Raw genomic sequence first — 11,453 nt, forward strand, 5'->3', positions numbered from 1 at the left:
CTACCCCACCTGACCCTGGTGATCTCCCCGTTGATCGCGCTGATGCACGACCAGCTCGCCTTCTTGCGCAGCAAGGGGATAGCCGCCGCGACCCTGGATTCGAGCCAGACGCCGGAGGAGAGCCGCCATGTGATGCAACAGGCCAGCGACGGTCAGCTCAAGATCCTGATGATCTCGGTAGAGCGGCTCAAGAACGAGCGCTTTCGCCGCTTCATCCAGCAGGTTCCGCTGTCGATGCTGGTGGTAGATGAGGCGCACTGCATCTCGGAGTGGGGTCACAACTTTCGACCCGACTACCTCAAGCTGCCGGCTTACCGCCGCGAGCTGAAGATCCCCCTGGTGTTGCTGCTGACCGCAACGGCAACGCCGGCGGTCATGGCAGACATGCAGGCCAAGTTCGATATCGAGGATGAAGGGCTCATCGTCACCGGTTTCTATCGCGCCAACCTGGATCTGGCCGTCGTCCCCCTGCCCGCCGAGGCACGCGATGGCTGGCTGCAAGCGGAAGTGCGGCGCGAACCCGGCGCCCCCACCATCGTCTATGTCACCTTGCAGCACACGGCGCAGCAATGTGCCACGCTGCTGCAACGGGCGGGGATCCGGGCGTGTGCCTATCATGCCGGGCTCGACTCGGCCCTGCGCAGCCAGATCCAGCATGACTTCATGGCAGGCAAGGTGGATTGCATCGTGGCCACCATCGCCTTTGGCATGGGTATCGACAAGGCGGATATTCGCCGGGTCATTCACTACGATCTGCCCAAATCCATCGAGAACTACAGTCAAGAGATCGGCCGTGCCGGGCGGGATGGGCTCCCTTCCCGCTGCATAGTGCTGGCCAATCGCGCCCAACTTCCCGTGCTGGAGAATTTCGTGTACGGGGATACGCCCGATCGCGCCGCCATAGTAACGCTGCTCGAGATCTTGCAACAAAGCGGCAGCGAGTGGGAGTTTGGTCTGCTGCGCCTCTCCAACGACACCAACATCCGTCAGTTACCGCTCAAGACACTGCTGGTCTATCTGGAGATGGCAGGCATCATAGCGCCAGCCTACAGCTATTTCGCCGAGTATCGCTTCAAGTTCGTGCTGGATAAGGCCGAGATCCTGGCCCGTTTCAATCCGGATCGCCGCCAGTTTCTGGAGCAGCTGTTTGCCTGCGCCCCGCAGGCGCGCAGCTGGTGTACCATGGACTTCGATGCACTCTGGCAAGGTTACCAGGGAGAGCGGCAGCGAGCCGCTGCGGCACTGGATTATCTGCAACAGCAGGGCTGGATAGAGCTGGAAAGCAAGCAGATGACAGATGTCTATCGGATCCTGCCCCAGGCAGTAGACACCGACGTTCTGGCCAATGAGCTGTATGCCCTGTTCGAGAAGAAGGAGTTGAGTGAACTGGCCCGGTTGCAGGCCTTGCTCGCGTTTTTTACATCGACTCGCTGCCTGAGCCATGAACTGGCCCGCTACTTTGCCGATGAGCAGGCGCCAAGCCAATGCGGGCACTGCTCCGTCTGCCGTGGCGAGGTCGCCATCCTGCCACCACTACCAACCCTCACCCTGCCCAACGAAAACGGGTTGCTCGCCTGGTGCGATCCCCTGATAGCCTTGTGCCACACTCGCCATCCTCGCATTCTGACCCGTTTTCTGTGCGGCATAGCCACGCCACTGACCACCCGGGTAAAGGCAAAAAGCCTGGCGGGCTTTGGCCAGCTGGCCGCACATCCGTTTGCCGACGTGCTGGCAGCAGTGTCACGGATCTACCCCACCCATCACGACTGAGCATCTCTGTGCTCATGCACACTACGTTGAAAAAATAAGACCCTCGCTGTTGCGAGGGTCAAGCCAACGGAAACGTGCTTAAACAGAGCTTTGTATCCGCAGCCAACACTCTCTTGCTAAAGCGCTGACTGCCTGACACAGGGCCAATCTAGAGCAGCCTAAATGTAGCGTCAATGTAAAAATTAGAGCTAAGACACCAAGCTGTCAGCATTACGCTAACGTAAACGTAATAAATTTCCTTCTTGCTATTTTCCCTCCCCCTTGCCCCGTCTAGGCTGCAGCCAGATGACCCGATAAATTCGATCTTCTTTCCATTTTCTGGCGAAAATTTATTTTTTATGTCTTTGACATTTACCTCACTATCGTGGCAAAAATAATTTAACAGTCAGTAACATAGGTGTGTCACTGATTGCGCCTTCCCGCATCAGGATCGGGAAGTACCCTTGCAAATTTAAACCAATAGATGGTGATGGATTACTGAGGGCTGTTGACTAGGCTTAATGAGGTAAACAGAACAAAAGTAGTGATCCACTCTTTTCAGGGTAAGCGACTATAACGAGGGCAAAGTTATGGGCATCTTCGAGCATTATCAACAGCGATACGAGAAAGCCAGGGAAGAGGAGTACAGCATCCAGGAGTTTCTGGATATGTGTAAGCAGGACAAAGCCTGCTATGCCTCCGCTGCCGAGCGCTTGCTGGTCGCCATCGGCGAGCCGGAAATGATCGACACCTCGGTCAATCCCAGACTCAGTCGTCTTTTTTCCAACCGCGTCGTCGCACGCTATCCCGCCTTCAAAGATTTCTACGGTATGGAAGAGGCCATCGAACAGATCGTCTCCTACCTCAAGCACTCGGCTCAAGGGCTGGAAGAGAAGAAGCAGATCCTCTATCTGCTGGGGCCGGTTGGCGGCGGCAAATCCTCTCTGGCTGAAAAGCTCAAGTCTCTGATGCAGAAAGTGCCTGTCTATCGTATCAAGGGCTCACCGGTCAACGATCACCCCTTCTGTCTGTTCGACATCGAAGAGGATGGCGAGCTGCTGGAAAAAGAGTATGGCATTCCCCGCCGATACCTGCGCCCCATCATGTCGCCCTGGGTGGCCAAGCGACTGCACGAGTTCGGTGGCGACATCTCCAAGTTCAAGGTAGAGAAGGTCAACCCTTCCATCCTCGATCAAATTGCCATCGCCAAGACGGAACCGGGTGATGACAATAACCAGGATATCTCCTCTCTGGTCGGCAAGGTCGACATCCGCATGCTGGAGCATTTTGCCCAGGATGATGCCGATGCTTACTCCTACTCGGGGGCGCTGTGCAAGGCGAACCAGGGGATCATGGAGTTCGTGGAGATGTTCAAGGCACCGATAAAGGTACTGCATCCACTGCTGACCGCCACCCAGGAGGGGAACTACAACGGCACAGAGGGACTTTCCGCCCTCCCCTTCGACGGTATTCTGCTGGCTCACTCCAACGAATCCGAGTGGCAGCAGTTCCGCAACAACAAGAACAACGAGGCCTTCCTCGACCGTGTCTACATCGTCAAGGTGCCCTACTGCCTGCGTGTTTCGGAAGAGGTGAAGATCTACGAAAAACTGCTTATAAACAGCGAGTTGACTGACGCCAAGTGCGCACCTGGCACCTTGGAACTGTTGGGTCAGTTCTCCGTCCTCTCCCGACTGAAAGAGCCGGAAAACTCCAGCCTCTACTCCAAGATGCGGGTCTATGATGGCGAGAGCCTGAAAGACACGGATCCCAAGGCGAAGAGCTATCAGGAGTACCGTGACTACGCCGGTGTGGACGAGGGTATGAATGGCTTGTCAACCCGCTTTGCGTTCAAGATCCTCTCCCGCGTCTTCAACTTCGACCACGCGGAAGTGGCAGCCAACCCGGTGCATCTCTTCTACGTGCTGGAACAACAGATAGAGCGTGAGCAGTTCCCACAGGAGCTGCACGATCGCTACCTCGAGTTCATCAAGGGCTATCTGACGCCGCGCTATGTGGAGTTCATTGGCAAGGAGATCCAGACCGCCTATCTCGAGTCCTATTCCGAGTACGGCCAGAACATCTTCGATCGCTACGTCACCTACGCCGACTTCTGGATCCAGGATCAGGAGTACCGTGACCCGGAAACCGGTCAGCTGTTTGATCGCTCGTCGCTCAACAGCGAGCTGGAGAAGATTGAGAAACCCGCCGGGATCAGCAATCCGAAGGATTTCCGCAACGAAATCGTCAACTTCGTGCTGCGTGCCCGGGCCAACAATGCAGGCCGTAACCCCAACTGGACCAGTTACGAGAAGCTGCGCACCGTGATCGAGAAGAAGATGTTCTCCAACACGGAAGAGCTGCTGCCGGTTATCTCCTTCAACAGCAAAACCTCGGCCGAGGAGCAGAAGAAGCACGATAACTTTGTCGAACGGATGATGGAGAAAGGCTACACCCGCAAACAGGTGCGACTGCTCTCCGAATGGTATCTCAGGGTACGCAAGTCATCCTGACCCTGCCGTGGTTCAAGGGGGAGTTATGGCGCATTTTATCGACCGCAGGCTCAACGGCAAAAACAAAAGCGCTGTCAATCGGCAGCGCTTCATCCGCCGCTACAAGAAGCAGATAAAACAAGCGGTCTCGGATGCTGTCTCCAAGCGCAGCATTCAGGACGTAGACAAGGGCGAAAGTATCAGCATCCCGACCAAGGATATCGGCGAGCCCCATTTTCATCAGGGGCACGGCGGTAAACGGGAGATGGTGCATCCCGGCAATGACCAGTTTGTCTCCGGTGACAAGATTGACCGCCCCAAGGGAGGGGGCGCAGGTCAAGGAGCGGGAGAAGGCCAGGCATCCAATCAGGGGGAAGGCGCTGACGATTTTGTATTCCAGATCTCCAAGGATGAGTATCTCGATCTGCTGTTTGAAGATCTGGAGCTGCCGCGGCTGCAGAAAACCCAGCTCAACCAGCTCATGGAAGTGAAAACCTACCGGGCGGGCTACACCTCCAACGGGGTGCCCGCCAACATCAACGTGGTGCGTTCCCTGCAAAACTCGCTTGCTCGGCGTATGGCGTTGCAAGCCGGCAAAAAACGCCAGCTGCATGAACTGGAAGAGCGGCTGGTATTGCTGGCGGCCGATCCCAACGAACATTTCGCCGAAATCACCCTGCTTGAGAAGGAGATCAGGGAGCTGAAACGGCGGATCGCAGCGGTGCCTTTTATCGACACCTTCGATCTCAAATTCAACAACTTCGTCAAACGGCCCGTGCCTTCCAGCCAGGCAGTGATGTTCTGCCTGATGGACGTGTCTGGGTCCATGGATCAGGCTACCAAGGAGATGGCAAAGCGCTTCTATATCCTGCTCTATCTGTTCCTGAGCCGGACCTACAAGAACGTGGAAGTGGTCTATATTCGCCACCATACCCAGGCCAAGGAAGTGGATGAGCACGAGTTTTTCTACTCCCAGGAGACCGGCGGCACCATTGTCTCCAGCGCGCTCAAGATGATGAACGACATCATCAACGAGCGTTACCCCGCCCATCAATGGAACATCTATGCCGCGCAAGCGTCCGATGGTGACAACTGGGCCGATGATTCACCGCAATGCCGGGAGATCCTGATGCGGGACATAATGCCGCAGGTGCGGTACTACTCCTATATCGAGATCACCACCCGCGCCCACCAGACTCTGTGGCACGAATATGAGTCGGTGGCCAGCCAGTTCCCCCATTTCGCGATGGAGCACATTCGCAAGGTCGAGGATATTTATCCGGTATTCCGGGAGCTGTTCAAGAAGCAAGCGGCGTGAGGGAGGTCATATGGTAGAAACCGCAAGAAAAATAGCGCCATTGGACGATGGCCCTGACTGGAACTTCGATCTGCTGGAAACCTATCATCAGGAGATCGCCCGGGTCGCCAAGTTCTATCGACTGGATACCTACCCCAACCAGATCGAGGTGATCACGGCAGAGCAGATGATGGACGCCTACTCCAGCGTCGGCATGCCCATTGGCTACCAGCACTGGTCATTTGGCAAGCGCTTCATCCACACCGATCGCAACTACAAGCGCGGCCAGATGGGGCTGGCCTATGAGATAGTCATCAACTCGGATCCCTGTATCGCCTACCTGATGGAGGAGAACACAATGCCGATGCAGGCGCTGGTGATGGCGCACGCCTGCTATGGCCACAACTCCTTCTTCAAGAACAACTATCTGTTCAAGACTTGGACCGATGCCTCTTCCATCATCGACTACCTGTTGTTCGCCAAGAACTACATCACCGAATGCGAAGAGAAACACGGTATCGATGCGGTGGAGAAACTGCTCGACTCCTGCCATGCGCTGATGAACTTCGGCGTTGACCGTTACAAGCGACCGCAAAAGATCTCGCTGGCAGAGGAGAAGCGTCGCCAGAAAGCGCGGGAAGACTATCTGCAAACCCAGGTCAACGAACTGTGGCGCACCCTGCCCAAGCAGCATAAGGCCCTGGGAGTCGAAGACAGACGCTACCCGGCCGAACCACAGGAGAATATCCTCTACTTCATCGAGAAAAATGCCCCCCTGCTTGAGCCCTGGCAGCGCGAGATAGTGCGCATAGTGCGCAAGATCAGTCAGTACTTCTACCCGCAAAAACAGACTCAGGTCATGAATGAAGGGTGGGCCACCTTCTGGCACTACACCATCCTCAACCACCTGTATGACGAGGGCAAGATCAGTGATCGATTCATGATAGAGGTGTTGCACAGCCACACCAACGTGGTGTACCAGCCCCCCTACAACAGTCGCTACTACTCGGGGATCAACCCCTACGCCCTCGGTTTCGCCATGTTTACCGATCTGCGCCGCATCTGCGAGAACCCGACGGAGGAGGACAGATACTGGTTCCCCGATTACGCCGGCACCAATTGGGTGGATACACTGCATTTCGCCATGCAGAACTTCAAGGACGAGAGCTTCATCAGTCAGTTCCTGAGCCCCAAGGTGATGCGGGAGATGAAGCTGTTCGCCATCGACGATGACGATCTGAAGAACTACCTCAAGGTCTCCGCCATCCACAACGAGGAGGGTTATAGACTGGTGCGCAATACCCTGTCAGCCCAGTACAACTTGAGCAATCTGGAGCCCAACATTCAGGTATACAACGTTGCAGTAAAAGGAGATCGGTCGCTGACTCTGCGCTATGTGCCACACAATCGGATCCCGCTGGGGGATTCCCGCCACGAGGTACTCAGGCATCTGCATCAGCTCTGGGGATTCGATGTGGTACTGGAGCAGGATAACGGCGACTTGCCCGCTGACATCATAGGTCGCTGTCCGGAGAAAAAACCGGTCTAAGGCCACTTTCAGCCATAAAAAAACGCGCCAGAAGGCGCGTTTCTCTTTGCATCAACAATCAGTTATCGCACAGATTGCTCGGCATGTCCTGGCGCAAGCGGGTCCACAGCTTGCCGGACTCTATCCCGTACTGGCGTACCGTCATGAACACGGCTTCATGATTCTTGGTCTCGGCCAAATCCAACAAAGTCTTGTAATAGGCATCCGCCGTTTCACGAGCCTGCTTGTCAGAGAAGTAGTAACGTCCAACCCGACTATAGAGTCCCTTGAAGCCATTGAGGATCAAGGCGTAGATGGGGTTGCCGGAAGCAAAGGAGAGCTGATGGTGCAGACGATAATCAAACTCCGCATACGCCTCCGGAGTGCTATCCACAGCCTTGGCACCACGCAGTATCTCGGCAGCTTGCTCAGGATTATTGCGAATCGCACCACGGATGAAAATGGTGCAGATATTGGTACGCGCCGACAACAGCTGAGCCACCAGATCCGGCACCTTGTCCTGATCCAGACGGGCCAGAGTTTCCAAGATGTTGAGACCCGAGGTCTCCCAGAAATTGTTCACCTTGGTCGGTTTGCCATGCTGGATGGTGAGCCAGCCATCGCGGGCCAAACGCTGCAACACTTCGCGCAAGGTAGTACGAGTCACCCCGATCAGCTCGGACAGCTCACGCTCGGCCGGCAATATGGATCCTGGAGGAAAGCGATTGTTCCAGATGGACTCGATAATGTATTCCTCGGCAAACCCTGCAGGGCTCTGCGCTTTTATGACCATGTAGTGACTCTGTTGTAGTACGTAAAAAGGCCCCCGAATAATAGCAAAGCAGAGAGGGCTGGCAAGCAGAAGGTCAGTCCTCTGCTCACATAAGCAGGTCGTTTTGTTAAAAAAATGTATGAAACCACGCGATAGGTGCCAGCCAACCCCGCCGTCTGGCGATAAAACAGACATTCTCTTGGGCAAGGGGCACTATGTTATTTATAGTTACGCCTCTTTTTGATTAAAATCATGAGGAATCAATCTGATAAGGGACAACATCCGGATGTTCTGGTCGAGCCTGTCTTGACTGCATAGACGCAGATACCAACAACAAAACAGAGACCCATATTATGCCAATCAGCTTAGGGCAAGCCTTTGCCAAGAACTTCCTGGGCAATGCACCCCAGTGGTACAAGGCCGCCATTTTGCTATTTCTGCTAATCAACCCGATCGCCTTCTATCTTGATCCTTTCGCCGCCGGCTGGCTGCTGGTGGTTCAATTCATCTTCACCCTGGCCATGGCGCTCAAGTGCTATCCACTGCAACCCGGTGGCTTGCTGGCTATCGAGGCTGTGCTGATCGGCATGACCTCGGCAGAGCAGGTCAAGCATGAGCTGGTGGCCAACATAGAGGTGCTGCTGCTACTGGTGTTCATGGTGGCCGGCATCTACTTCATGAAGCAGTTGCTGCTCTACGTGTTTACCAAACTGCTGATCCGGATCCACTCCAAGACCCTGCTCTCCTTGGCGTTTTGTCTGGTATCGGCCTTCCTGTCTGCCTTCCTTGACGCCCTGACAGTGATCGCCGTGGTGATCAGCGTCGCGACAGGCTTCTACGCCATCTACCACAAGGTCTCCTCTGGCAAGGAGTTCGGCAATCAACACGACTACACCAATGATAATTCCGTCAACGAGCTCAATCGCCAGCATCTGGACGACTTCCGTGCCTTCCTGCGCAGCCTGATGATGCACGCAGCCATAGGGACAGCCATCGGTGGCGTCTGCACCCTAGTGGGAGAGCCGCAAAACCTGATCATAGGTGAGCAAGCTGGCTGGCATTTTGGTGAGTTTGCCATCCGTATGTCACCGGTCACAGTTCCCGTGTTTTTCTGCGGCCTGCTCACCTGCATCCTGGTCGAGAAGTGCCGCTGGTTTGGCTATGGCGCCCAGTTGCCGGATGCGGTGCGTCGCATCATGGAAGATTACAACCGCTACGAAGAGGCCGAGCGATCCCCGCAAGACAAGGCCAAGCTGATAGTACAGGCGCTGATCGCCCTCTGGCTGATCACAGGGCTGGCCATGCACCTGGCGGCGGTGGGGCTGATCGGGCTATCTGTCATAGTGCTGGCTACCTCACTGACTGGCATCACAGATGAGCATTCGCTCGGCAAGGCGTTCCAAGAGGCCCTGCCCTTCACCGCCCTGCTCGCCGTCTTCTTCAGCATAGTGGCCGTCATCATCGATCAGCAGTTGTTCAAACCCGTGATCCAGTGGGTATTGGCCGCCGAGCCGGACGATCAGCTCGCCCTCTTCTATCTGGCCAACGGCCTGCTCTCCATGGTCAGTGACAACGTCTTCGTCGGCACCGTCTACATCAATGAGGTAAAGACGGCCCTGCTCAACAACGCCATCAGCCGTGAGCAGTTCGATCTGCTGGCTGTCGCCATCAACACCGGCACCAACCTGCCATCCGTCGCCACCCCCAACGGCCAAGCGGCCTTCCTGTTCATGCTGACCTCGGCACTGGCCCCCTTGTTGCGCCTCTCCTATGGCCGCATGGTATGGATGGCTCTGCCCTACACCCTGGTGCTGGGAGTGGTGGGTTTCCTCTCGGTGGAGATGCTGCTCGGCCCGATGACCGAGTGGTTCTATCAGGCCGGCTGGCTGGTACTCGACAACGTCACGCCTGCGGTTCTACCTGCGCTGCATTGACCCCATAAGGGCCCGCCAGGGCCCTTTCTTTTTAGCCACTGCTCTGCTCTAATTCAGCCACTGTTTTTTCTGTGAGATCAACCAGATGATTGAGTTTCTGCGACGTATTGCCGCCCATCGACTGGCATGGGGCCTGCTTGCCGCCTCCGCCCTCTTCCTCGAGTTGAGCGCCCTCTTCTTCCAGCACGTGCTGGGTCTGCATCCTTGCGTCATGTGCATCTATGAGCGTATCGCCACTCTGGGGGTCATACTGGCAGGCTTGCTCGGCATGGTAGCGCCGCAGAAGTGGTATGTGCGCTGGAGTGCCCTGCTGCTGTGGGGCTACAGTGCCTTCCGCGGCCTCCAGCTGGCACTGCAGCATGTGAATTACCAGATGAACCCCTCCCCGTTCAACGTCTGCAGTCCCTTTGCTGATTTCCCGAGCTGGGCCCCCCTCGATCAGTGGATCCCCTGGCTGTTCTTCCCGGATGGGGATTGCAGCGAGATCAGCTGGCAGTTCCTGGGCTTTTCCATGCCCCAGTGGCTGGTGGCCATCTTCGCCGCCTACCTGCTGGTCTTCGTAGTGGTCGCCATCGGCAACCTGGTCAAGGGGCGCTGCTGCAGCTGACGGTATCACATAAAAAAGGTCTACTGGCTCTAATGCCAGTCAGTTAAGCCTGACTGGCATTATTTTTATTGGCTTTTTTCACACTGTACGGCTGTGGTCTCGGCTTCACGCTGCGGGGATAACTGCGCTCTCTTCTCTGTGGTCATACGAACTGTACCGCTTGTTTCTCCAGGTCTGCCCCTCACCCCGGGATATACCCCGGTAACACATAGGCCATACAGCTCAACTCATGGACAAGGTAGACCGACGCCATGTGAAAACTCAGCTGATTTGCCGTGTATCCCGCCGCCATCTTCGTCATCTGGCTACGTAGCGGGTTGTGCACCAGCAACACATCCCACCAGGCGCTTGATGCTTTTGTCCCCAACCATTTGGCGCGCTTGCAGGAAGGCGCTGGGGGGCGACAACGGGGCTGCACCTGGCAGCATGACTGGCGTGAAGAAAACCGAGAGCCTGTGTAATAGGCATAAAAAATCCGAAACCAATCAACAGGTTTCGGATTTTCACACATCAGAAGAAGCGGTCACTGGCCCCTGAACTGATCCACATTACGGACCCGCGTCGCGCTTTGTGTATTGTCTGGCTGCTGCCGCAGGCAGTCAGCCGGGACAGAGCAGGCTCAGCCTGCGTTGCGAGTCGCCACCGCATCGGCCAGCGTACGCAGCAGCACGTCGGTATCGGCCCAGCCAATGCAGGCATCCGTGATGCTCTGACCGACGGTGAGCTCGCACCCATCCACCAGATCCTGGCGCCCTTCCACCAGGTGACTTTCCACCATGACGCCAAATACCGCCTTACTGCCGGCACGCAACTGACCGGCCACGTCCTCGGCCACCACCATCTGGTTCTTGAACTGCTTGCTGCTGTTGGCGTGGCTAAAGTCGATCATCACCTTCTGCGGCAGACCGGCCTTGTCCAATCCCTTCACCACCTCATCAACATGGGCGGCGCTGTAGTTCGGCTCGCGGCCGCCGCGTAGAATAATGTGGCAGTCCGGGTTGCCGCGGGTCGCCACGATGGCGGAGTGGCCATACTTGGTGACCGACAGGAAATGGTGCGGCGCGCTGGCGGCGC

8 protein-coding genes and 1 pseudogene are annotated in these 11,453 nt (G+C 56.2%); 6 read left to right on the forward strand and 3 right to left on the reverse strand.

Annotation, left to right across the window (positions count from 1 at the left end; genetic code table 11):
• The 4 genes from AAC083_RS21505 to AAC083_RS21520 all read left to right on the forward strand — a co-directional run.
• Positions 1 to 1,770 (forward strand): RecQ family ATP-dependent DNA helicase (locus AAC083_RS21505; RefSeq protein ID WP_108537659.1); only part of this gene is annotated, 1,770 nt, incomplete at its 5' end.
• A 569-nt stretch (positions 1,771 to 2,339) separates the two neighbouring features.
• Positions 2,340 to 4,262 carry a PrkA family serine protein kinase gene (locus AAC083_RS21510; protein WP_042034879.1) on the forward strand — a complete coding sequence of 641 codons (1,923 nt, stop codon included), beginning with the start codon at positions 2,340 to 2,342 and terminating at the stop codon, positions 4,260 to 4,262.
• Positions 4,263 to 4,287: 25 nt separating this feature from the next.
• Positions 4,288 to 5,559: a YeaH/YhbH family protein gene (locus AAC083_RS21515; RefSeq protein WP_108537660.1), complete on the forward strand. Its 1,272-nt coding sequence runs from the start codon at positions 4,288 to 4,290 to the stop codon at positions 5,557 to 5,559.
• 10 nt (positions 5,560 to 5,569) lie between these two features.
• The gene (locus AAC083_RS21520) at positions 5,570 to 7,087 is read left to right on the forward strand and encodes a SpoVR family protein (RefSeq protein WP_042034881.1); all 1,518 of its coding nucleotides are present in this window, start codon (positions 5,570 to 5,572) and stop codon (positions 7,085 to 7,087) included.
• Between the two features lie 58 nt (positions 7,088 to 7,145).
• Here the strand turns inward: AAC083_RS21520 and fadR are convergent, their stop codons facing one another.
• Positions 7,146 to 7,859: a fatty acid metabolism transcriptional regulator FadR gene (gene fadR / locus AAC083_RS21525; RefSeq protein ID WP_042034882.1), complete on the reverse strand. Its 714-nt coding sequence runs from the start codon at positions 7,857 to 7,859 to the stop codon at positions 7,146 to 7,148.
• A 332-nt stretch (positions 7,860 to 8,191) separates the two neighbouring features.
• Here fadR and nhaB point away from each other — a divergent pair, with 332 nt between their 5' ends.
• Together nhaB and dsbB are read left to right on the forward strand one after the other, a co-directional pair.
• Entirely contained in the window at positions 8,192 to 9,772 is a 1,581-nt protein-coding gene (gene nhaB / locus AAC083_RS21530; RefSeq protein ID WP_108537661.1) for a sodium/proton antiporter NhaB, read from the forward strand.
• 85 nt (positions 9,773 to 9,857) lie between these two features.
• Complete coding sequence (gene dsbB, locus AAC083_RS21535) at positions 9,858 to 10,379, forward strand: disulfide bond formation protein DsbB (protein WP_108537662.1); 522 nt, start codon at positions 9,858 to 9,860, stop codon at positions 10,377 to 10,379.
• Between the two features lie 43 nt (positions 10,380 to 10,422).
• On the opposite strand, the pseudogene AAC083_RS21540 reads toward dsbB, so the two are convergent.
• Positions 10,423 to 10,719: pseudogene (locus AAC083_RS21540) on the reverse strand (IS4 family transposase); the annotation flags it as partial.
• 279 nt (positions 10,720 to 10,998) lie between these two features.
• A partial coding sequence (locus AAC083_RS21545) for a 3-deoxy-7-phosphoheptulonate synthase (protein WP_108537663.1) occupies positions 10,999 to 11,453 on the reverse strand: 455 nt, incomplete at its 5' end.

This window comes from Aeromonas sp. HMWF014 (genome assembly GCF_963878295.1).
Classification (GTDB): domain Bacteria; phylum Pseudomonadota; class Gammaproteobacteria; order Enterobacterales; family Aeromonadaceae; genus Aeromonas; species Aeromonas popoffii.

Excerpts from the sequence above, each read along its gene's own strand:
- nhaB (WP_108537661.1), top strand. The coding sequence starts at position 8,192 with ATGCCAATCAGCTTAGGGCAAGCCTTTGCCAAGAACTTCCTGGGCAAT.
- AAC083_RS21515 (WP_108537660.1), top strand. The coding sequence starts at position 4,288 with ATGGCGCATTTTATCGACCGCAGGCTCAACGGCAAAAACAAAAGCGCT.
- fadR (WP_042034882.1), bottom strand. The coding sequence starts at position 7,859 with ATGGTCATAAAAGCGCAGAGCCCTGCAGGGTTTGCCGAGGAATACATT.
- AAC083_RS21520 (WP_042034881.1), top strand. The coding sequence starts at position 5,570 with ATGGTAGAAACCGCAAGAAAAATAGCGCCATTGGACGATGGCCCTGAC.
- dsbB (WP_108537662.1), top strand. The coding sequence starts at position 9,858 with ATGATTGAGTTTCTGCGACGTATTGCCGCCCATCGACTGGCATGGGGC.
- AAC083_RS21510 (WP_042034879.1), top strand. The coding sequence starts at position 2,340 with ATGGGCATCTTCGAGCATTATCAACAGCGATACGAGAAAGCCAGGGAA.